This window comes from Streptomyces sp. NPDC127106 (genome assembly GCF_042677605.1).
In the GTDB taxonomy this organism is placed as follows: domain Bacteria; phylum Actinomycetota; class Actinomycetes; order Streptomycetales; family Streptomycetaceae; genus Streptomyces.
The window spans coordinates 85005-107204 of sequence record NZ_JBHXTC010000001.1 but is presented as its reverse complement, the minus strand read 5'-3'; the positions used below and the strand labels follow the sequence as shown (position 1 = coordinate 107204).

The following is a 22200-nucleotide window of genomic DNA, read 5'->3' as shown; positions in this document are numbered from 1 at the left end:
CACATGAAAAGACGGACACGGTGGGCCAGGTACGGCCTCTTCACCGTGGTCGCGGCCCTGATGGCCACGGTATTGCCTCCGTCCGCGTCGGCGGGGGCGGTGGACCCCTGCGGTCCCGGCACGAACGCCATCGTGTGCGAGAACTCCAAGCCGGGCACACCGATGTCCGACTGGTTCTCGCCCAGCGCCTACGGCGACATCAAGGGATTCAGCGCCCAGATGAGCGTCCAGGCGGGTGACACCGTGCAGTTCAAGGTCCAGTCGCCGACCCCGTACCGGGTCTCGGTCTACCGGCTGGGCCACTACGGGGGCGACGGGGCCCGCCTGATGTCCACCGCGGCGCAGGCGGCCCAGACCCACCCGGCGAACGTCGCCCCGGGCGGCCAGCCCGCGAGTTGCACCACCAAGGCCTCGACCGGCCTGGTCGACTGCGGGAACTGGCCCACCACGGTCACGTGGTCGGTGCCCGCGGACGCGGTCTCCGGCGTGTACATCGCCAACTTCGACCAGGCGGACGGCAACGGCGTCATGCCCTACCCGTTCGTCGTCCGCAACGACGCCAGCCACTCCGACATCATCGTCCAGACCAGCGACCAGACCTGGCAGGCGTACAACAACTACGGCGGCCAGGACCTGTACGACGGTGCGGGCCCCGCGCCGGACGGCCGCGCCTACGAGGTCAGCTACAACCGGCCCATGGACATCGGCGGGGAGAACGGGATCTACGGATCCGAGTACCAGATGATCTCGTGGCTGGAGCGCAACGGCTACGACGTCAGCTACATGTCCGGCATCGACATGTCGAAGCGCGGCGCGACCCTGCTCCGCAACCACAAGGTCTTCATGTCCTCCGGACACGACGAGTACTGGACCCAGGACCAGTTCACCAACGCGCTGGCCGCCCGCAAGGCCGGCCAGCACCAGACGTACTTCAGCGGCAACGAGATCTTCTGGAAGACCCGGCTCGCCCCCAGCATCGACGGCACCAACACCGCCGACCGGACCCTGGTCTGCTACAAGGAGACCAAGCTCTCCTTCCCGCAGCCGAACGGCGTCCCGGACCCGAGCGGGATCTGGACGGGCACCTTCATGGACCCGGCCAGCGCCACCAACGGACGGCCCTACCAGCCGCAGAACCAGCTGACCGGCTCGCTGTTCAGCGTCAACGGCTACCGCAGCGACGCGATCACCGTGCCCGGCCGGTTCGCGAAGATGCGCCTGTGGCGCAACACCACCGTCGCGAACCTGACCCCCTCCCAGACCGCCACGTTCCCGGCCGGCACCCTCGGCTACGAGTGGGACAGCGACGTGGAGGACGCGGCCCGTCCGCCCGGCCAGATCCAGCTGTCCTCCACCACCGTCGACATCGAGGACGGCAAGCTCCGCCTCGACTACGGCAACACCTACGGCAACGGAACCGCCACGCACAGCCTCGTCGCCTTCCGCGACCCGACCTCCCGCGCGCTCGTCTTCGGCGCGGGCACCGTCCAGTGGTCCTGGGGCCTGACCAACATGCCGACGTCCAATCCCGACGCCGTCGTGGTCACCGAGGACAAGCGGATGCAGCAGGCGACGGTGAACGTGTTCGCCGACATGGGCGTCCAACCCAAGAGCCTCCAGTCCGACCTGGTCGCGGCCGCCGCGTCCACGGACACCACCGGGCCGACCGTCACGGTGACCAGCCCCGCGGCGGGCGCCACCGTGCCCGCACTGCGCCCCGTGACCGTCACCGGCACCGCCGCCGACAGCGGCGGTGTGGTGGCCCGCGTGGAGGTCTCCACCGACGGCGGAACCACCTGGAAGGCGACCAACGGCGTCGGGTCCTGGAACTACACCTGGACCCCGACCGCCCCCGGACCGTTGCAGGTCAAGGTCCGCGCGGTGGACGACAGCGTCAACATCGGCGCCACCACCACCGTGCCGCTGACCATCGGGCCCCAGCAGTGCCCCTGCACCGTCTGGCCGGCCGCGGCCGTGCCGGGCACGGTCAACGCCGGCGACGGCAGCGCCGTCGAGCTCGGTGTGAAGATCCGCTCCTCCGTTCCGGGCTCCATCACCGGCGTCCGGTTCTACAAGTCCACGGCCAACACCGGCACCCACACCGGCAGCCTGTGGTCCGCCTCCGGGCAGCGCCTGGCCACCGGCACCTTCACCAACGAGACGGCCTCCGGCTGGCAGCAGCTGAACTTCGCCACCCCGGTCCCCGTCAAACCCAACACCACCTACGTCGCCTCCTACTTCGCCCCGAAGGGCGGGTACTCCTTCGACAACACCTTCGCCGGCGCCGAAGCCGGCCTGGCCCCGCTGACCGCACTGCGCAGCGGAACCGACGGCGGCAACGGCGTCTACCGCTACAGCGCGACCGGCGGCTTCCCGTCCACCGCCGCCAACGGCAGCAACTACTGGGTGGACGCCGTCCTGGACACCTCCACGGCCAGCACCACCCCGCCCACGGTCAGCACCACCTCCCCGCAGTCCGCGGCCACCGGCACGGCGATCACCGCCGGGGTCACCGCCACCTTCAGCACGGCCGTGGACTCCGAGGGACTCCAGTTCACCGTCAAGGACGCGGGCGGGGCGGCCGTACCGGGCAGCAAGGTCTTCGGCGCCTCCAACAGCGTCACCTTCACCCCGGCCGGCGAACTGGCCCTCAACACCACCTACACGGCCTCCGTGAAGGCCTCCGACCTGTGGGGCAACACCATGCCCGATCCGGTCACCTGGACCTTCACGACCAGCCCCAACCCGCCGCAGGTCAACTGCCCCTGCACCCTGTGGAACAGCACCACCACCCCGAGCACCGCCAACGTGGTCGGCGACACCAACTCCGTGGAACTGGGCACCAGGTTCCAGTCAGCCGTGGACGGCTACGTCACCGGCGTCACCTTCTACAAGGGGCCGAGGAACACGGGCACCCACACCGGCAGCCTGTGGTCCGCCTCCGGCCAGCTGCTCGCCACCGGCACCTTCGGCAGCGAGACCCTGTCCGGCTGGCAGCAGCTGAACTTCGCCACCCCGGTACCCACCACGGCCGGCACCACGTACGTGGTCTCCTACCACGCACCGAACGGCAACTACTCGGTCGACGGCGGCTACTTCGCCGCCGCCCACCGCTCGTACCCGCTGGTCGCCCCGGCCGACGGGACCGGCGGCGCCAACGGGCTCTACAAGTACGGCGCCTCCACCGTCTTCCCGACGAACACCTTCGGATCGGTGAACTACTGGGTCGGCCCGGTCTTCACCACGACCCCGCCGCCCGCCGCGCAGGCCGGGCTGTCCTCGGAGGTGAGCGGCCAGTGAGCACGGTCAGCGTCGTGATCCCCTGCTACAACTACGGCCACTTCCTGGCCGACTGCGTCCGCAGCGTCCTGGACGAGCAGCAGGGGGTCGACGTCCGGGTACTGATCATCGACGACGCCTCGCCCGACGGGTCCGGGGAGGTCGCCCGGGCCCTCGCGGCCGGCGACCCGCGGATCGAGGTCCGCGTGCACGAACAGAACCGCGGCCACATCGCCACCTACAACGAGGGCCTGCTGGAGTGGGCCGACGGGGACTACGTCGCGCTGCTCTCGGCGGACGACCGGCTCGTCCCCGGCGCCCTCGTACGGGCGGCGGCCCTGCTCGACGAACACCCCGAGGCCGGGTTCGCGTACGGGCGGCCGCTGCGCTTCCGGCACGGCGGCCCGCTCCCGCAGGCCCGGACGCGGTCCACCGGGTCCGTGGTCTACCCCGGCCGCTGGTGGCTGGAGCGCCGCTTCCGGGAGGGCACCGGATGCATCACCTCGCCCGAGGTGGTCGTCCGCACCAGTCTCCAGCGCAAGGTCGGCGGCTACGACCCGAAGCTGCCGCACGCCGGCGACATCGAAATGTGGATGCGGCTCGCGGCGCACGCCGACGTGGGCTACGTCCGCGGCGCCGACCAGGCCTTCTACCGGGTCCACGGCAACAACATGTCCACCACCGACTTCGGCGGCCAGCTCGACGACCTCCGCCAGCGCCTCGTCGCCTTCGACTCGGTGCTCGACAAGTGCGGGGACCTGCTGCCCGACAAGGTCCGGCTGTCCCGGGCCGCCCGGACCCGGCTCGCCCGGTACGCGCTGCGGCGCGCCTACCGGGCGTACGACCGGGGCCGGACCGGGGTGGTCCCGGTGGAGGAGCTGGAGGCCTTCGCCGCGGAATGCGTGCCCCGGTACACGGCACTGGCCGAGTACCGGGCGCTGGTCCGGCGGCGCCAAATCGGGGCGCGGACCATGCCGTACCTCCAGCCGCTGGTGCTCTCGGCGGTCGCCGACCGGGGGCGCGAGTGGCTGTGGTGGCAGTCGTGGAAGCGGCGAGGGATCTGATGGACCACCGGCACGCCCCGTACCACCCGTACCACCCGCACCATCCGCTCCCTCCGCACGACCGGGACCGCCGCCTCGCGCGGCGGCCCCGCCCGCGGTACCCCGAAGGCTCAGCCGGCCGCCACGGCGCCCGGCACCCGCTCCCCGCCCGGGCACCGGCCTCCGGCCCCGGCACCGGCCCCGGCCCCGGCCCCGGCCCCGGCGGGGGCCCCCGCACCGCTCCCGGTTCCGGCGTCGGCGCCCTCGCGCCGGCGCCGGTTCCGGCGTACCAGCAGCCGGTCGGTCCACAGGGCCACCGGCACCCCGGCGACCGCGACCAGCATGGCGATGCCGGCCAGCGCCCGGCTCCTGGTGCCCTGCTGCGCTACCGCGGCCGGAGGCACGAGCTGGTCCACGCTCATCCGCGACGCGGCCGGGATGCCCTCCGCGTCCTGCAGCGCGGTCACGCGCCGGGTGTACGCCTCGACCACCGCGCGGACCGCGGCGTTCGCGGCCTCCGGGTCGGTGTGTTCGGCCTGCACCTGGAGCGAGGGGATCAGATAGCGCGGGGTGACACTCGTGCCGCTGTTCCGCGGCAGCAGCCGGTAGTCGGCCGTCACCCCCTTCGCGCGCAGCTCGTCCCGGCCCTCGGCCGACTCCAACTGCTGCACCACGGCGTACGAGACGGCGGCCAGCGGCGGCTGGAGGTTGGTCAGCTGGTTCGGATGCCGCCCGGTGACCGGGGGTTTGAGCACGACGATCGCCGCACTCACATGGACCGGAGTGGGGCGGAGCACCTGCACCGCTCCGGCCGCGGCGAGCACCGTCGCCACCACCAGGACGTACCAGCGCCGACGCAGCGCACGGACCAACTCACCAGGCGACACGGGGATTCCTTCCGTCCTGCACGATCCTTGCAGGACATCCCGCGGCCCGCCATCGAATCCGGCAGCTCGCGGGGGCGCGCATGAGCATCCGCGACCTGGGGGCCGTCCTGCGCCGCCGTTGGTACGTGATGGTCTCCCTGACCCTGCTCGGCCTGCTCGCCGGGCTGCACCTGTACCGCTCGGTGCCGGTGGAGTACCAGTCGGAGAGCTCGGTGGCCCTGCTGGACTCCACCGCCGTCGCCGAACTCGCCCCGACCTTCGGCAACCCGATCTCGAACGCCGGCGGTTCGCTGGTGGTCACCGCGGACGTGCTGATCCGCACCCTCTCCGGGGCGGACGCCGCCCGGGCCCTCCACGGCCTCGGCGTCACCGACCCGTACGCGGTCGGGTTCGCCGCCAACACCTCCGGGCCGATGCTCACCCTGTCGGTCACCGGCACCGACCGGACGAAGGTGCTCCAGGAGACCAACATGTTGACCTCCTTCGCCGGAGAGCAGCTGGGCGCCCTGCAGACCGCGGCCGGTGTCCAGCCCGCCTACTTCGTCCAGACCGCCCCCGTCGTGCTGCCGCAGACCCCGGTGCCGCTGCTCAAGAGCCGCTACCAGCAGGTGCTGGGCGTGGTGATCCTCGGCACCACGGCCGGGTTCACGCTCTCCTTCGTCACCGACGGCGCACTCGCGGCCCGGCTCCGCAGGCGCGCCGCCGCCGAGGCCGCCGCCCGTGCGGCAGCCGGGGCAGCGGACACCCCCGCCCCCCGAAGGTCCCGGCGGGCCGCCCTGCGCGCCGCCAGCGACCGGCTCCCCGGGCGTCGCCGCGGGCGCAACCTGGACGCCACCGCCCTGCTCACCGGCTACCTGGCGCTGGCCTTCTTCATCCCGTCGAACCTGACCCTGCCCGGCCTCGGCGGGGTGGGCACCCCGGCCAACGCCTACGCCCTGCTCTGCCTGCTCTGGTACCTGGCGACCTGGCTGACCGGCCGGATCCGCCCGGTCCCCGGGACCCGGCTGCCCCGGACCGCGATGCTCGTCCTCGCGCTCGCCGTGCTGGGTTCGTACCTCGCCAACGCGACCCGCGGCAGCTCGCACAAGGAGGTCCTCGGCGCCGACCGGGGCCTGATCGGGCTCCTGGTGTGGGTGTCCCTCGTGGTGCTGGTGACCGCCGGCATCCACGACCGCTCCCGGTTGGACGTGCTGCTGCGCCGGATGGTGGTGATGGGGGCGGTGGTGGCCGCGATCGGCTTCTACGACTTCTTCACCGCCACGAACATCGCCGACAAGATCAGCATCCCGGGCCTGCAGTCCAGCGTCCCGCAGATCGCCACCCTGGACCGCGGCTCGTTCACCCGGCCCCGCTCCACCACCGCCCAGCCGCTGGAGTTCGGCGGGATGCTCGCCATCCTGCTGCCCTTCGCCGTCCAGCAGGCCTTCGACCCGGTCCGCAGGAACCTGGCCCGCTGGCGGCGCTGGGCGCCCGTGGTGCTGATGGGCGGCGCACTGCCGCTCACCGTGTCGCGGACCTCCATCATCGGGGCCCTGCTGGTGGTGCTGGTCATGCTGCCCCGCTGGAAGCCGGAGCGCCGGTGGGCGGCGATCGGGCTGCTGTGCGGGGCGGTCGCCGCGTTCAAGGTGATCATTCCCGGCCTGATCGGCACCATCACGGCCCTGTTCGCCTCGTTCCTCTCCAACGGCGACAGCAGCACCCAGGCCCGCACCGTCAAGTACGGCGCCATCGTCCCCTACCTGGAGCAGCGCCCGCTGTTCGGCCGGGGCTTCGGCACGTTCACCCCGAACCTGTACTTCTTCACCGACAACCAGTACATGCTCACCCTCGCGGAAATGGGCCTGGTGGGACTCGCCGTCCTGCTGGTGCTGTTCTTCACCGGCATCCACCAGGGCGGCGCCATCCGTCGCCTGGCCCGTACCGAATCCGACCGGGAGCTCGGGCAGGCGTTCTTCGCCTCGGCCGTGGTCTCCCTCGTCATCAGCGCCACCTTCGACAGCCTCAGCTTCCCGATGTTCGCCGGGATGTTCTTCCTGACGATCGCCGCCGGAGGCAGTTACCTCGGCTTCATCCGGCGCGCCGCGCCGAAGCCCCGAACCGCGGAGTCCCCATGTCCTCCCGTCACCCCGGCCCGGGTACCGGTCCCGTAGCCGTCCTCGTCGTCACCTGGAACAGCGCCCGGGTGCTGCCCGCGTTCCTCGCCTCCCTGCCCGAGGGCATGACCGGCCTCGACTGGCGCCTCGTCGTCGCCGACAACGACTCCGCCGACGGCACCGCGGACCTCGTCCGCTCCCTCGCCCCGGACGCCACCGTCGTCCGGACCGGCCGCAACGCCGGCTACGCGGCCGGGGTGAACGCCGCCCTGGAGGCCGCGGCAGGATGGGACGGCGGCTTCCGCGCCGCCCTCGTGTGCAACCCGGACGTCCGGATGGGGACCGGCTGCGCGGCCCGCCTCGTCGACGCCCTCGACGCGCCCCTGTCCGGCGGGCGCCGGGTCGGGATCAGCGTCCCGCTGCTGTACGAGGAGGACGGCACCCTCCACCACTCGCTGCGCCGGGAGTCGCGGGTGACCCGCGCCCTGGGCGAGGCCGTGATCGGCAACCGCCGCGCCGGCCGGTTCCCGCTGCTCAGCGAACTGGTCACCGACCCGGCCGCGTACCGGCGGGCCACCGTCGCCGACTGGGCGACCGGTGCGCTGATGGCCCTGTCCCGCCCCTGCCTCGACGCCTGCGGGCCCTGGGACGAGTCCTTCTTCCTGTACTCGGAGGAGACCGAGTACTGCCTGCGGGCCCGCGACCACGGTTTCGCCACCCGCCTGGAGCCCGCCGCCTCCGCCGTCCACCTCGGCGGGGACTCCCAGGTCTCGCCGCGCCTGTGGACGCTGCTGACCCTCAACCGCGTACGGCTCTACCGACGCCGCCACGGCCCGGCCGCGACCGCCGCGTTCCGCGCGGCCGTCCTGCTGCGGGAGACCTCGCGGGCGGCCCTCGGCCGCCCCGCGAGCCTCGCCGCGGCCCGGGCCCTGGCCAGCCCGTCCGCGCTGCGGGCCACGCCCGGGCCGTGACCCGGCCGGGTCACCCGGGGGACGCCTGCCCGTCCCAGGCGGTGTAGAAGCTCCCCGGGTTCACCAGGTAGCGGACGGTGGGGCGGGGCAGGTGCCGGACCTGGTGCCGGCGCCCGTAGCGGCGTACGAGCTCCCAGTCCTCCCGCGGCAGGACCTCGGGCGTGCGCCGCAGCCGGCTGAAGTACAGCGACCGGGTGCGGCGGGCCACGAACGCGTTGGTGTCGAGGAAGGCCTCGCGGGCGGCCCGGTGCCGGTCGAAGGGCACCGACAGGACGTCCCGTTCGGAGCCGTCGGGGAGCACCCGGCGCAGGGCGGTGTACACGGCGTCCGGCCCGCCGGGCGGCTCCAGCACCGCCAGCGCCTGCTCCAGGTGGTCGGGCTCCCACAGGTTGTCGTCGTCCAGGAAGGCCACGTACCGCGAGCGGGTCAGCCGGATCCCCACGTTGCGCACCACCCCCGCCGTGCCCGTGTTGCGGGTCAGGGACACCGCGAACAGCCTTGGATCGGGAGGGAGTTCGGGCAGGCCGGCGCCGTCGTCGACGACGATCACCACCTGGTCGGCCACCGTCTGCCCGAGGGCCGAGCGGACCGCCGCGCGCAGTGCCTCCGGACGCCGGTGGGTGGCGATCACGGTGGCGACCCGGGCGGTCGGGGGCCGGCCCAGCAGGGCGGCGAGCCGGCGGGTCTCGGCGTCCTCGAAGCGGCGCAGCCGCACGGCGGACGGGGCCAGCAGGACCTTGTTCCTGGCCTCGAACAGCACCAGCCAGCCGAAGGCCCGCTTCAGCAGTTCCCAGGGGGCCCGGGCGATGCGCCGCATCATGTCCTCTCGGTCGTCAGGGGGAGGCCGGGGGCGGGACGGGTTTCCCGTCGGCCATGCGGTTGCCGCTCCACACGTTCCCGGCGCCGCCCGCGTTCCATGCGGTGGCCGTGCCGTAGGCCCCGGCCGCGGGGTGGTACTCGGTGGAGAACACGTTGTCGGTGACCTTGATGCCGGTGGCTCCGGGTCCGCCGCCGTAGAGGGTGTAGGCCCCGCCCGCCAGCCAGTTGCGCTCGACGACCACGGAGGAGACGACACCGGTGTCGGCGAACAGGCCCACGGCGGCGGTGGCCCCCTGGTCCACCCGGACCGGGTTCAGCAGGGTGTTGTGGCGGACGGTGAGGCGGCCCTTGTTGCCGCCGCCGCTGATGACGGCGTCGGTGTGCTGCCACTCGCCGGTCTTGTTGCGGAAGGCGACGATGTCGTGCACGTAGTTGTCGTGCAGGTCGCCCTGGCCCATGGACAGGGCGTTGCCGAACACCGAGATGTCGCACCAGCCGACCTCGATCGAGCTGCCGCCCATGTTCGACACCGCGTAGTTGACGCCCCCGTTGTCGGGTCCCTTGCCCGGGATCGCGGTGATGGTGGTGTACAGGACCTTCAGGCCGCTGAAGCCGGGACGCAGGTTGATCCCCCACCAGTTGGTCGAGGTGATCTTGCTGTCGATGATGGTGACGTCGTTGGCGTAGACGTCGAGGGAGCCGCGGATGTCCCAGCCCCGGATGACCGTCCCGTCGGTCTTCACCGACATGTTGCCCGTGTCGTGCCGCTCCAGCTCGATCCGCGGCCCGGTGGTGGACGCGTCGGGGAAACCGCAGGCACCGGGGGAGGAGCAGCCCGGGGCCGGGGTCGGCGGTCCGCTGCTGCCGGGCGGGGGAGTGGCGGAGGGCGGGGCCGGGGTCGAGCTCGCGGTCTCGCCGGTGCTCGGCCCCGGGGACGGCGCGGTCGTCGGCGGGGGACTGGTGCCGGTGCCGGGGCCCGGGCAGTCGAGGGCGCTCTCCGGGCACGGGCCGGCCGCGGGCTCGCCCATCCCGGTCCGCTGCGCCTGGTACAGGGTGATGACGGTGACGAGTACGAGCCCGGCCAGCAGCCAGGCCGTGAAGCGCTTCCTGTCGTGTGCCACGGTCGCTATCCCTTCGCCGCCGCCGTGGCGGCGGGTGTGGTGCCGCGCAGGAAGCCCAGGCTGGGCAGCACGCACAGCACGTAGCCCAGGGTGCCGGCGGCCCCCGTCGCGAGCAGGGCCGGGACGCCGTCGCCGAGGAGCCGCTCCAGGCCCACGACCACGGCCGCCATGACGGCGCCCCCGAGGAAGGGCCAGGCGCAGGCCCGTGCCACGGTGCCCAGGCGGATCCCGGCGCGGTGCAGGGTGACGAGGAAGACCGGCACGACGACGGCGCCGGCGACCAGGACGTGGCCCTGGGCCACGCCCACGATCCCGCCGGAGCGGGCGCCGACCACCAGGACCGGGACGAGGACGACCAGCCACAGGGCCTGGACCCCGATGAGGGAGCGGCGCCGTCCGACGGCGACGAGGCAGTCGTAGGCCAGTTCGCAGGCGATCCGGACCAGGCCCAGCGCCATCAGCCAGGGCAGCGCGGCGGCCGCGGGCAGCCACCGCGCGCCGTAGACGAGTTCGACGATCGGCGCGGCCAGTGCGGCGAGCAGCACGCACAGCGGGACGGTGCCGGTCATCACGACGCCGAGGGCCCGGCCGAATCCGCCGGCCAGTGCGTCCGGGGTGTCGGCCAGCCGGGAGAAGCCGGCGAAGGACACCCGGCGGGCCGCCTCGGAGATGATCCGCACGGGCCAGCCGGAGATGTTGAAGGCGAGCACGTAGAAGCCCAGGGCCAGCTGGTCGAGGGAGGAGCCGACCACCATGGTGTCGACGTTGACGACGCCGAGGGCGAGCATGCTGGCCCCGGCGAGCGGGAGTCCGAAGCCCAGCAGGGCACGGGCCTGGGCGGCGTCCCAGCCGAACCGCAGGGTGCCGGGGGCGGCGAGGCAGCAGCCGACGAGGGCGGCCGCGTTTCCGGCGACGGAGCCCCAGGCGAAGCTCATCGCGCCCCAGCCCTCGACGGCCAGCAGCAGCGTCACGGCGGTGCTGAGGACGAAGTTGACGGAGTCGACGGCCATCCGCCGGCCCTGCGCGAACTCCCGGGTGAGGAAGCCGGCGGGCACCTGCGACAGCCCGTCGAGGACGACGCACACGCACATCACCCGCAGCACCCCGGACGCCTCGGGCGAGCCGAGTACCCGGGCCACCACCGGAGCCGCCGCGAACAGGGCGGCGTACAGCAGGCAGCTGGACACGGCGCTCAGGGTGAGCACGGTCGGGGCGAACCGGCGCGGGTCGCCCTCCCAGCGCACGATGGCCAGCGAGACGCCGAGCTCGTTCGCGGAGAGCAGCACGAGCAGGACCGTCTGGGCGATCCCGTAGACGCCCCAGGCCTCGGGTCCGAGGAAGAACCGGGCCAGGATGATGCCGGTGGCGAAGTTGCCGAGCCGCATGACGACCGTGTTGACCAGGCTCCACCGGGCGGCGGAGCCCACCTTGCGGCCCAGCGAGGGCGCTTCGGGCGGGGCCTGGGTCCCGGTCGCGGGCCCGGTCACGTCGGCCCCGCACTGCTGGACACGGCCTCGGGGGTGCCGGCTCCGGCTTCGGCTTCGGTTCCGACCCCGGCTTCGGCCCCGGCTTCGGCCCCGGTTCCGGCTTCGGCCCCGGGCTCGGGTGCGGCCGGCCGGTGCCGGCCCGGCCGGGCGGGCTTGCGGCGGCGGGCCTCCACGAAGAAGGTCGCCACCAGGCTGAGCACGAAGCCCAGCGCCCCCGCCATCACGAGGTACTGGAGCCGGGTCTTGGTCTGCGGCTCCGGCTTCTGCGGCGGGACGATCGTCGCCATGCGGATCATGGCTTCCGGGGTCACCTGCTGCTGGGCCTGGAACTCCTGGAGCCGCTTCTCGGCGTAGGCGGTCAGGATCTGGTCCGACTTCAGGACCGCCGCCGGGTTCGTCCCGGTGACGATCAGCCACATGAACGGCCCCTGCGCGTTGTCGGCGATCTTCGCCTCGTACTCGCCGGTGAGTCCCTGTGCCGTGAGGTCGGCCTTGGAGTCGTCGGAGTTGAGGTTGCGGGCCAGGCCGTCGGCCATCCCGGTGAGCGAGGCCTGGGTGCTCAGGAAGGGGTTGCCGTCGAAGGCCACCGTGGCCTTCTTGGAGTTCAGCAGGGTCACCGTGCTCTGGGACCGGTACTCCACCGGGACCAGCAGGTAGACGCCCGTCGTGAGCGCGGCCGTGATCAGCAGTCCGGGCAGCAGGACGTACCAGCGCCTGCGCATGACCCGCCAGATCTCCGCGAGATCCATGCCTTCCCCCTCGCGGCGGCGCCGTGTCCGACGCGCCGCCGCCTGTCATTGCGATGTGTACGGTTCTTGCTTCTTGTAGTCGTGCCGTGGTGCCTGGTGTCACACCGCCCCGGCCGCCCCGCCCCGGGCGAGGTCGGTGGGCCGCAGCCGGGTCCGCGCGGGCCCGCCCTCCAGCAGGACCCGGGCGATGCGCTCGCTCGCCCGCCCGTCCCACAGCGCGGGGCAGCGGGGAGCGGGCGGGTCGTCGAGCACCCGGTGCACGGTGGCCGTGATCCGCTCCGGGTCGGTGCCCGCCAGGACGTTCGTGCCCTCCGCGACCGTGACGGGCCGCTCGGTGTTCTCCCGGAGGGTCACACAGGGCACGCCCAGGGCGGTGGTCTCCTCCTGGACGCCCCCGGAGTCCGTGAGCACGACCCGGGCGCCGTCCTGGAGCGCGATGAAGTCCAGGTATCCGGCGGCCGGAACCAGCCGGATGCCGCCCGGGACGCCGATCGCGGCCAGCCGTTCCGCCGCCCGCGGGTGCACGGGCAGCAGCAGCGGGCAGCGGCCGGCGACCTCGCCGAGGGCCTTCAGCAGGCCGCGCAGGGCATCGGGGTCGTCCACGTTGGCGGGCCGGTGCAGGGTGACCAGGCCGTAGCCGCCGCGGGTGAGCCCGTACCGGTCGAGCACGTCCGAGGCCCGGGCCCGTTCCAGGTTGGCGAGGAGGGTGTCGATCATGACGTTGCCGACGACGTGGATCTGGTCCTCGCGGTACCCCTCCGACCGCAGGTTCGCGGCCGCGTCGGGCGAGGGGGCCAGCAGGTAGTCGCTGACCCGGTCGGTGGCGACCCGGTTGACCTCCTCCGGCATGCTCCAGTCCCGGCTGCGCAGGCCCGCCTCCACGTGGGCGAGCAGCGGGCCCGCCTTCGCGGTGACCAGGGCGCAGGCCAGGGTGGAGTTGATGTCGCCGACGACCACGACGGCGTCCGGGGACAGCTCCTCGATCAGCGGCTCGAAGGCCGCCATCACCCGGCCGGTCTGCTGGGCGTGCGTCCCGGATCCGGCGCCGAGGTACCGGTCGGGGGGACGGATGCCGAGGTCGCGGAAGAAGACGTCGTTCATGGACTCGTCGTAGTGCTGGCCGGTGTGGACGAGGACCACCTCCGCGCCGCGGTGTTCCAGCGCGTCCATCACCGGTTTGATCTTCATGTAGTTGGGCCGGGCTCCGGCCACGCAGACGATCCTGGTCACGGCCATGGCGTCAGAGCACCTCCACCGTGGGTCCGGACAGCCGGTTGCGGCAGTCGAGGACGAAGGAGGCGTGCTCGGTGACCATCGCGTAGTCGAAGGAGTCGTGGTCGGTGAGCAGGACGACCACGTCGGCGGCGGCCAGCTCCCGGCGGGTCGGCTCCACCCGGACGAGCCGGGCGTCGACCTTGATGCTCTCCACCACGTGCGGGTCGGCCGCGCGGACCCTGGCCCCCATGTCCAGGAGCAGCTGGGAGATGCGCACGGCCGGCGACTCCCGGGCGTCGCCGGTGTTCTTCTTGTACGCGAGTCCCAGGAGCAGGATCCGGGAGCCGTTGACCGAGCGGCGCCGGGCGTTGAGGGCGTCGATCACGCGGCGCGTGACGTACTCGGGCATGTGGTTGTTGATGTCGTTGGCCAGTTCCACGAAGCGGAAGCTCTGGCCCAGCTCGCGCTGCACCCGCCAGGACAGGTACGACGGGTCGATGGGCAGGCAGTGACCGCCGACCCCGGGGCCGGGGGTGAACTTCATGAAGCCGAACGGCTTGCTGGACGCCGCCTCGATGGCCTGCCACACGTCGATGTCGAGGTGGCGGGCGAACATGGCTATCTCGTTGACGAGGGCGATGTTCACGTGCCGGAAGGTGTTCTCCAGCAGCTTCGCCAGCTCGGCCTCCTTGGGGGAGCGCACCGGCACCGTCTTGTCGACCAGGCTTGCGTAGAACGCCTCCACCGCCTTGAGGGAGGCGGCGTCCACGCCGGAGACGACCTTGGGGGTCTGCTGGAAGCCCCAGACGGCGTTGCCGGGGTCGATGCGCTCCGGGCTGTAGCCCAGGTGGAAGTCGGCGCTGGCGGTGAGGCCCGAGCCGTTCTCCAGGATGGGGCCGAACAGCTCCTCGGTGGTGCCCGGGTAGGTGGTGGACTCCAGGACGACGGTCGCGCCGGGCCGCAGGAAGCGGGCCAGGGTGTGCGCCGACTCCTCGATGTAGCTCAGGTCGGGGGCGCCTTCGTGCAACGGGGTCGGGACGGTGACGACGGCGACGTCGAAGCCGCCGCAGTCGCGCGCCAGGTCGCTCGGCCGGTAGGTGCCCCGCTCCAACGCCCGGACGATCCGCTCGGAGGCGACGTCCTCCACGAAGGACTCGCCGGCGGCGAGGCTCTTGACCCGCCGCGTGTCCACGTCGTACCCGATCACCTGGTGCCCGACCTCGGCGGCCCTGATGGCCAGCGGAAGGCCCACGTATCCCTGTCCCACGACGACTACGCGCATCAGCAACTCCTGTTCGCGGAACCGGCAGCAGACGGTGTGCGGCGGATGAGCTCCCTGGCCGTCATGGCCAGGAAGGCGGCATTGGTGGTGAGGTAGCGCTTGCCCAGGCGCCGCGGTTCCTGGAGGGTGCGGTAGAACCATTCGAGGCCCATGCGCTGCCAGACCAGCGGCGCCCGCTTGGTGATGCCGGCCAGGATGTCGAAGGAGCCGCCGACGCCGTGCACCACGTGGGCGCCGGTGCGCTTGCCGTAGCCGGCGGTGAACATCTCCTTCTTGGGCGAGGTCATGCCGAGGAACAGCAGCTGCGCACCGCTGTCCGCGACGGCGTCGGCGACGTCGGGCTGCTCCGAGTCGTCGAAGTAGCCGTTGCGGCTGCCGGCCACGCGGAGCTTCGGGAACCGCTCGGCGACCCGGTCGCGCATCATCTCCAGCACGTCCTGCCGGGCGCCGAGCAGGTAGACCGGGATCCCCGCGGTTTCGGCGGCGGCCAGCAGCCGCATGAACAGGTCGATTCCCGCGACCCGTTCGGGCAGCCGTACGCCGAGGATCCGGCCGGCCCACACCACCGCCTGCCCGTCGGCCAGGACGAGGTCGCAGCCCGAGACCGCCGCGGCGAGGCGGGGGTCGCGCCGCATCGCGACCAGCTTGGCGGCGTTCACCATGCCGATCTCGATCTGCTCGCCGCGGCGTACCGCGTCGAGGCAGCGCTGTACGGTCTCGTCCATGGTCAGGGCGTCGAGCGCGACCCCGAAGAGGGACTGCCGTCGGCTCATCTCTGGACTCCCCCCAGCCAGGCGTGCAGCAGCCAGCCGAACTCGTACGGCCTGCACTCGCGGTCCACCGAGAGCGGGCGGAACAGCCGGTCGAGCGGGGCCAGCCGCGCCTGCGGGGCCAGCCGGGTGGTGAGCCCGCGGGCGGCCCGGACCGCCTTGGCGGGGTCGCCGCGGAACACCTTGCGCCAGGTGACCGCGTAATCCTCCCGGATCATGGGCTCGCGGGGGGTGCCGTCGGGCCGGCTGATCTCGGGTACGGCCGTCATCCAACCGAGGCCCCGGCGGACGGCCGCGCCGAAGTCGGTGCCGCCCGCGTCCGCCAGGTCGAACAGGGCGGTCGGGGCCATGGCGTGCTGGTGCACGCTGTACACCGGGTAGCCCTCCACCATGCCGCCGGTGCGGGCGTCGTAGTGCCACCACCACTGGCCGCCGTCCCCTTGGAGGGTGCAGATCCGGGCGGCGCACATGTTGGCGGCGCGGAGGGCCTCCGGGTCCGGGCCGCTCGCGTGCAGCCGGGCCAGCGCCTGGATCGGGTAGGTCTGGTCGGCGAAGCAGGCGACGTGCGAGCGGTAGCCGGGGACCAGCCCGGGGGCGGTGGCGTGCGGGAACAGCGGGCTGTCGGTCGTCGCCCTGGATCCCAACAGGCGGTCGCGGGCTGCCGCCAGGCGGTCCTCCACGTCCAGCGCGGTCCGGGCGGCGACGAGGGCGGAGAGCACCCAGGCCGCCTCGACCGTGTACTGCGGCCGGTCGGGGTCGTCCAGGGAGGCCACCCGGTCGAGGGCGTCCGCCAGTTTGGGGTGGCCGGTCTCGGCGGCGGCCCAGGCGATGAGCGCCGCGTCGCCCAGGTTGTCGACCCCGGGCAGCCGTTCCACCAGCAGGTTCGTGAACGCGGCGGCGGTGTGGCCGCCGAACACGGCCTGCTGCCGGTCCTCGGGCAGGTACTGCGCGCCGAGGGCGGTGATGGCCGCGTACCGGGTGCTGGTCCCGCGGTTCTCCACCCGGCGCGTGCCGTCCGGTGCGACGGTCCCCGCCCGCGTGAAGACGAAGGTCTCCGGGCCCGGCAGGTACATCTGCGGCAGGCCCGCCTCGGCGAGCGCGAGCAGGCGCTCGGCGAGCGCGTGCAGCGACGGGTCCTCTTGTGCCAGTGCTCCTAATCGTCGTGCGGCGGTCACCGGGTCCCCACCCCGGCTCCGCGGGTGCCCCGCGCCCCTCGGCCCGACCCCTGTCGCAGGGCCGGGCTGTACGGCTCCAACACACCTACCCCCTCTGAATCGCCGTTCCGGGGAGGGGAGCGCGCAGGATGGCGCGCGCGTCGGCGGTGACGGTGTGAAACGCCCCCGGGACGCGGCCGTCCGGAGCCGCCCACTGGATCCCCCCAGCGATGCCCCGGACCGGAGCACATGCGGACGGCAGCGCCGCGCAGGCGCGTCAGCGCGCCTGCCGCCGCTTCGTCCGCGATGCCCCCGTCGTGTACAACCCCCCACTGAACAAGGCCTGTTGCCTGCTCAGAACCCGTGTACAGGGACAAGGTATGCCCAAGGGTGTTCGTTGATTGCGGTTTTGCGGAAATGCCGGTGGCCCAAATTCCGACGGGCCGTCAGCTGGGCCTCGCGGCCCGGCTTCCGCCGCGGCTCCGGCCCGGCCCACGGCCGGGGCGACCGGGGCGACCGGGCCGGCCGGGGCGGAGTTCAGCCCTTCTCCGGCCGACCGTCCCGCTCGGCCAGCGCCCCGTCCGCCTCCTCGTACAGCGCGCCGGTGCGCGGGCACTCCCACACCCCCGGCTCGACCCCGCGCTCCACCAGGCGGACCCCGGCCCGGCCCACCCAGCCGATCCGGCGGGCCGGCACCCCCGCCACGAGAGCGAAGTCGGGCACGTCCCGTGACACCACCGCCCCGGCCGCGACCAGCGCCCACCGTCCGACGCGCACCCCCGCCACGCACACCGAACGGGCCCCCAGGGAGGCCCCTTCGGCCACCACCACCCCGGCGGCCTCCCAGTCGTCGCCGCGCTTGAGCCTGCCGTCGGGGTCGACGGACCGGGGGTAGAAGTCGTTGGTGAGAACGGCGGCCGGCCCGATGAAGACCCCGTCGCCGAGCTCGGCGGGCTCGTAGACGAGTGCGTAGTTCTGCAGCTTCACCCGGTCCCCGATCCGCACACCGGGTCCCACGTACGCCCCGCGCCCCACGATGCAGTCGCGGCCGAGCCGTGCCTCCTCCCGGACTTGCGCCAGATCCCAGATGGTGGTCCCGTCCCCGAGTTCGGCGGTGCCGTCGACCTGGGAGGAGGGTTGAATTCGGACACTCACGGGGCGGTCCCCTTACGCTCGCGAGGCATTCGGACACGCGCCGCGACCGGCGCACGGAGGAGCATATGCACCTGCGACCCGCCCCGCCCGGCACATCAACCGACTGTTCACGCAGCGGACTCGGCGCCCGCCGCGCCCCGCGTGGCCCAGGAGCCGCCCGTGCCGGCCGCTGCGGCGACCGGCAACAGGTGACGGGCAACCGGCACCGGATACTCTGCGCGTCAACGGCAGCAACGGGCACCGGGATCAGCAGGCACCGGGATCAGGGGAGTACATGGAAGACGGCATACAGCGCCACCGCTGGATCATCACCGCGGAGAAGCTGGCGGAGTACCAGGGGGACGAAGGCGGGCAGTTGGAAACCCTGAGCGCGTTCGAGGGCACCCGGGAGGAGGCCGAACGGGCCCTGGAGCAGGCCGCGCGCACCATGACCGTGGGGACCTTCCTCCAGGAGCGCCGCCGGCTCGTCTACCGCCAGCTCGACGGCTCCTACCTGGTGCGCTGCACCGGCCGGATGGGCGGCCGGCACAGCCGGGTCGTACGCGCCGCACACCTCGTCTGGGACTCCGACGCCAAGGACGGCAGCTGACGGGCAGTCGGCAGTCGGCAGTCGGCCCCGGTCCCGCGGGAAATGCGTTGACGGCGGGGGCGGGGCGGCGGTCGGATGGACCGGTACGCGCAACTCCCCCTGCCGGAAAGGGAACCGTGCCCGCAGCAAAGATGCACACGGACGAGCCGGACACCGGTCCCTCGCTCGTCCACCGCCTGATCGCACAGCAGTTCCCGCGCTGGGCGGGTCTGCCCGTGGAGCCCGTCGACCGGCACGGCACCTCGCACGTGATGTACCGGCTCGGCGAGCGGATGGTCGTGCGCCTGCCCCGCACCGCGGGGGCGGCCGAGGACATCGAGCGGGAGTGCACCTGGCTGCCGCGGCTCGCGCCGTCCCTTCCGGTCCCCGTTCCCGTGCCGCTGGGCCAGGGCGCCCCCGGCGAGGGCTACCCCTTCCCGTGGGCCGTGTACCGCTGGCTCGACGGCGAGGTCCCGGCCGCCGGAGCGATCGCCGAGCCCACTGCGCTCGCCCGGGACCTGGGCGGCTTCGTCACCGCGCTGCGCCGGATCGACCCCGCGGGCGGGTTCGCTTCCTACCGCAGCGAGACCCTGGCCGCGCGGGACGCCGCCACCCGTGCCGCGATCGCCGGCCTGCGGACCCCCGCCGACGTCGACGCCGGCCGCGCCGCGGTGACCGCCGCCTGGGAGGCCGCGCTGCGGGCCCCGCAGTGGCCCGGCCCGCCCGTGTGGATCCATGCCGACCTGCAGCCCGGGAACCTGCTGCTGGCCGGGGACCGGCTCGGCGCCGTCATCGACTTCGGCTGCACGGGCCTGGGCGATCCCGCCGTCGACCTGCTCCCGGCCTGGTACGTCCTCCCCGCCGGGACACGGGACGCCTTCCGGGCCGCCGCGGACGTCGACGACGCGACCTGGGCGCGCGGCCGCGGCTGGGCCCTGTCCGTCGCCCTCCTGGAACTGAACTACTACCGGGAGACGAACCCGACGATGACGGCCACCGCACGCCGCGTCGTCCACGAGGTCCTCGCCGACCCCGAGCCGCCCCGGGCTCCCGGCTCCTGAAGGGCGCTCGACGTCGCCGTGCACCGACGCCGGCCTAGGCGAGGCCGCCCGTCGCCCGCAGGTTCTGGCCGGTGATCCAGCGGCCGTCCGGGCCGACGAGGAACGCGATGACGTCCGCCACGTCGGCCGGCTGACCCAGCCGGCCGAGGGGGGTCATCCCGGCGACGGCGTCGAGCGCCTGCGGCGGGTTCGTACCACGCAGCAGCTCGGTGTCCGTCGCGCCGGGGGAGATCGTGTTGACGGTGATGCCGCGCGGCCCGAGCTCCCGGGCCGCGACGGCCGTCAGTTGCTCGACGGCGCCCTTGCTGGCGGCGTACGGCCCGATGCCCGGGGCGGGCCGTACGGTGTTCAGGGAGGAGATGTTCACGATCCTGCCCCCGTCGCGCATCCGGCGGGCCGCGTATCGGGTGGTCAGGAAGACCGACCGGGCGTTGACCGCCATCACCTCGTCGAACACCGTCTCGTCCGTCTCGGCGAGCGGGGTCGGCGTGAGGGCCAGGGCGGCGTTGTTCACCAGGATGTCCAGGCCGCCGAGGTGTGCCTCGGCGGCCTCCATCAGCTGCTCCGGGCCCTCCGGCCGTGCCAGGTCCACGCGCAGGGCGCGGGCCCGGCCGCCGTTCGCCGCCACGGTCCGCACGACCTCGGCGGCGGCGTCCTCGCGGGTGGCGTAGGTGAAGACCACGTGCGCCCCGTCGCGGCACAGGCGTTCGACCACGGCCCGGCCGATGCCCCGCGACCCACCGGTGACGACTGCGTTCCTGCCCTTGAGCACGGCCCCTCCGAAGCTACGCGTTCCGGGTGCACCGGGAGCCTAGTGGGCCGCAGGTCACGCGCGGTAGACGCGCGCCAGGTGGGTCGCGAGATCCGCGGCCGCCTCCGGCGCCGTGACCGGGGCGACGCGCGTGCCCAGGTAGCCGTCCGGGCGTACGAGGAAGGCGGCCGAGCCGGTGGTCCCGTACGTCCGGCGGAACTCGCCGCGACCGTCGAGGTAGACCGGCAGCGGCACGCCCGCCAGACGGCCGGTGCGTCCGCGTGGGCGCCGCCGGCCGACCGGCGGGCCGCGTCGGCGAGTTCGGCGCAGGCGCCCAGCACCGCGACGGTCTCGGCGTAGAGGAGCAGCACGTGCCCCCGGTCGCGCAGGAGGTCGTACAGGCGCAGCGGTACGGTCGCGATGTCACCCATCAGCCCGCCGCAGTCCGGCGCCCGGTCGCCGGGGCGCGGGCCGTGCCCGGCCGCGGTGCCCGGGCCGACGACGGGACTGTCGGGGTAGGCCACCAGCAGCTGCGCCTCGCGGAGCACGAGGGTGGCGGCGTCCTCCGGGTCGGCCTGGACACCCCCGGCGGCGTGCCGGACCGTGCGGGCGACGACCTCTTCGCCGACCGGGTGCCGCTCCGCGTGGTAGCTGTCCAGTAGCCCGGGGCGTGCCCTGCCCCGTAGGACGAGGGCCAGTTTCCAGGCCAGGTTGTAGGCGTCCTGGATACCGGTGTTCATCCCCTGGGCGCCCGTCGGCGGGTGGATGTGGGCGGCGTCGCCGGCGACGAACACCCGGCCGTCGGCGTACCTGTCCACCAGGCGGTGGCTGATGCGGAAGACCGACGACCAGCGCAGGGCGGACGCTGTGGCCGGCTCGGGCGAGAGCCGGTCGAGGACGGCCTGGATGTGCTCGATCCCGGGCCGCCGCCCGCCCTCCAGCCCGTGGGCGATCCCGTCGCCCGCGCCCTGCCCGCTGATGCCGCTGCCGCCGCCGTCGGCGGACAGTTCGGGCGGGACCAGCATCGACATGCGGTAGCGGCGGTCTCCGGGCAGCGGGATGCAGACCAGGATGTCGTCGACGGCCCCGTCGGCGCCGTGGTGCACGGCACGTACGCCGTAGCCCGCCGGCAGGCCCCAGTCCACCTCCACGTCCCCCAGCATGTACTCCTCCGGGAACGCTCCCCCGTCGAAGCCGAGGCCGAGCGTCTTGCGGACCGTGCTGTGCGCGCCGTCGCAGCCGACGAGGAACCGCGACCGGACCTCCTGCTCGCCGCCGCCGGCCGTCCGGATCCGGCTCCGGACCCCGTCCGTGTCCTGCGTGAACGACACGAGCTCGGCGCCGCGCTCGATCCCGGTACCGAAGCGGGCCAGGTGCTCCTCCAGGATGCGCTCGGTCTCGTACTGGGGCAGTGCGGCGAAGCCGTACGGCACCTCGGGCGGAAGCCGCAGCTCGAAACGCCCCTGCGCGACGCCGTCCGCGTAGACCAGCTGGCCCCGCATCGGCACGGCGGCCTCCAGGGCGGCGCGGACCATGCCCATGCGGTCCCAGAGCTCCAGGGTCCGCGGCTGGATCCCGACCGCCTTGACGTACGGCAGGCGCGCTGGCAGTCGGTCGATGACGCGGCATTCCACGCCCTGCCGGCGCAGCTCCGCCGTCGCGGTCAGTCCGACGGGGCCGGCGCCCACGATCAGCACATCGGTGTCCGCCATCGGCCTCTCCCGCGGGGAGCCCCCCGGACTGCACTGCCCCTCCATGGTCGGCCACCGTCCCCCGACCGGCGACCGGAGGGCCC

The 22200-nt window shown here is 73.4% G+C and carries 17 protein-coding genes and 1 pseudogene; 6 read left to right on the top strand and 12 right to left on the bottom strand.

Annotation, left to right across the window (positions count from 1 at the left end; all coding sequences use genetic code 11):
* Positions 1 to 3 precede the first annotated feature (3 nt).
* On the top strand, positions 4 to 3300 hold the full coding sequence (locus ACFVGY_RS00460) for a DUF4082 domain-containing protein (RefSeq protein ID WP_385668612.1): 3297 nt from the start codon (positions 4 to 6) through the stop codon (positions 3298 to 3300).
* Positions 3297 to 4343 (top strand): glycosyltransferase family 2 protein, encoded by a 1047-nt coding sequence (locus ACFVGY_RS00455; protein ID WP_385668609.1) that lies wholly within the window; start codon positions 3297 to 3299, stop codon positions 4341 to 4343. Before ACFVGY_RS00460 ends, ACFVGY_RS00455 begins: the two co-directional genes overlap by 4 nt.
* Positions 4344 to 4453: 110 nt before the next feature.
* Here the strand turns inward: ACFVGY_RS00455 and ACFVGY_RS00450 are convergent, their stop codons facing one another.
* Complete coding sequence (locus ACFVGY_RS00450) at positions 4454 to 5209, bottom strand: hypothetical protein (RefSeq protein WP_385668606.1); 756 nt, start codon at positions 5207 to 5209, stop codon at positions 4454 to 4456.
* An 80-nt stretch (positions 5210 to 5289) separates the two neighbouring features.
* Between ACFVGY_RS00450 and ACFVGY_RS00445 the strand changes: the two genes are divergently transcribed.
* Positions 5290 to 7359: an O-antigen ligase family protein gene (locus ACFVGY_RS00445; RefSeq protein WP_385668603.1), complete on the top strand. Its 2070-nt coding sequence runs from the start codon at positions 5290 to 5292 to the stop codon at positions 7357 to 7359.
* Positions 7320 to 8273, top strand: coding sequence for a glycosyltransferase family 2 protein (locus tag ACFVGY_RS00440; protein WP_385668600.1), 954 nt, complete (start codon positions 7320 to 7322; stop codon positions 8271 to 8273). Before ACFVGY_RS00445 ends, ACFVGY_RS00440 begins: the two co-directional genes overlap by 40 nt.
* A gap of 10 nt (positions 8274 to 8283) precedes the next feature.
* Here the strand turns inward: ACFVGY_RS00440 and ACFVGY_RS00435 are convergent, their stop codons facing one another.
* The 9 genes from ACFVGY_RS00435 to ACFVGY_RS00395 form a co-directional block, all read right to left on the bottom strand.
* Positions 8284 to 9093 (bottom strand): glycosyltransferase family 2 protein, encoded by an 810-nt coding sequence (locus tag ACFVGY_RS00435; RefSeq protein ID WP_385668597.1) that lies wholly within the window; start codon positions 9091 to 9093, stop codon positions 8284 to 8286.
* 13 nt (positions 9094 to 9106) lie between these two features.
* On the bottom strand, positions 9107 to 10213 hold the full coding sequence (locus ACFVGY_RS00430; protein WP_385668594.1) for a hypothetical protein: 1107 nt from the start codon (positions 10211 to 10213) through the stop codon (positions 9107 to 9109).
* Between the two features lie 5 nt (positions 10214 to 10218).
* A complete protein-coding gene (locus tag ACFVGY_RS00425) occupies positions 10219 to 11700 on the bottom strand; it encodes an oligosaccharide flippase family protein (protein WP_385668591.1) in 1482 nt (493 codons plus the stop codon).
* Entirely contained in the window at positions 11697 to 12449 is a 753-nt protein-coding gene (locus ACFVGY_RS00420; protein WP_385668588.1) for a chain length determinant protein, read from the bottom strand. Before ACFVGY_RS00420 ends, ACFVGY_RS00425 begins: the two co-directional genes overlap by 4 nt.
* Positions 12450 to 12548: 99 nt before the next feature.
* Positions 12549 to 13685: a non-hydrolyzing UDP-N-acetylglucosamine 2-epimerase gene (wecB, locus tag ACFVGY_RS00415; RefSeq protein WP_385668585.1), complete on the bottom strand. Its 1137-nt coding sequence runs from the start codon at positions 13683 to 13685 to the stop codon at positions 12549 to 12551.
* 4 nt (positions 13686 to 13689) lie between these two features.
* Positions 13690 to 14946 carry a nucleotide sugar dehydrogenase gene (locus ACFVGY_RS00410; RefSeq protein WP_385668582.1) on the bottom strand — a complete coding sequence of 419 codons (1257 nt, stop codon included), beginning with the start codon at positions 14944 to 14946 and terminating at the stop codon, positions 13690 to 13692.
* Complete coding sequence (locus ACFVGY_RS00405; RefSeq protein WP_385668579.1) at positions 14946 to 15719, bottom strand: WecB/TagA/CpsF family glycosyltransferase; 774 nt, start codon at positions 15717 to 15719, stop codon at positions 14946 to 14948. Before ACFVGY_RS00405 ends, ACFVGY_RS00410 begins: the two co-directional genes overlap by 1 nt.
* On the bottom strand, positions 15716 to 16891 hold the full coding sequence (locus tag ACFVGY_RS00400) for a hypothetical protein (RefSeq protein WP_385668576.1): 1176 nt from the start codon (positions 16889 to 16891) through the stop codon (positions 15716 to 15718). Before ACFVGY_RS00400 ends, ACFVGY_RS00405 begins: the two co-directional genes overlap by 4 nt.
* 516 nt (positions 16892 to 17407) lie before the next feature.
* Positions 17408 to 18025: an acyltransferase gene (locus ACFVGY_RS00395; RefSeq protein ID WP_385668573.1), complete on the bottom strand. Its 618-nt coding sequence runs from the start codon at positions 18023 to 18025 to the stop codon at positions 17408 to 17410.
* Positions 18026 to 18299: 274 nt separating this feature from the next.
* On the opposite strand from ACFVGY_RS00395, the gene ACFVGY_RS00390 reads away from it, so the two are divergent.
* Together ACFVGY_RS00390 and ACFVGY_RS00385 are read left to right on the top strand one after the other, a co-directional pair.
* Positions 18300 to 18614, top strand: a complete 315-nt coding sequence (locus ACFVGY_RS00390; protein WP_385668570.1) for a hypothetical protein — start codon at positions 18300 to 18302, stop codon at positions 18612 to 18614.
* 131 nt (positions 18615 to 18745) lie between these two features.
* Entirely contained in the window at positions 18746 to 19654 is a 909-nt protein-coding gene (locus tag ACFVGY_RS00385; protein ID WP_385669822.1) for an aminoglycoside phosphotransferase family protein, read from the top strand.
* A gap of 34 nt (positions 19655 to 19688) precedes the next feature.
* On the opposite strand, the gene ACFVGY_RS00380 is transcribed toward ACFVGY_RS00385, so the two are convergent.
* Positions 19689 to 20426: a glucose 1-dehydrogenase gene (locus ACFVGY_RS00380; protein WP_385668567.1), complete on the bottom strand. Its 738-nt coding sequence runs from the start codon at positions 20424 to 20426 to the stop codon at positions 19689 to 19691.
* 54 nt (positions 20427 to 20480) lie between these two features.
* A pseudogene (locus tag ACFVGY_RS00375) lies at positions 20481 to 22117 on the bottom strand (FAD-dependent monooxygenase).
* Positions 22118 to 22200: the final 83 nt, after the last annotated feature.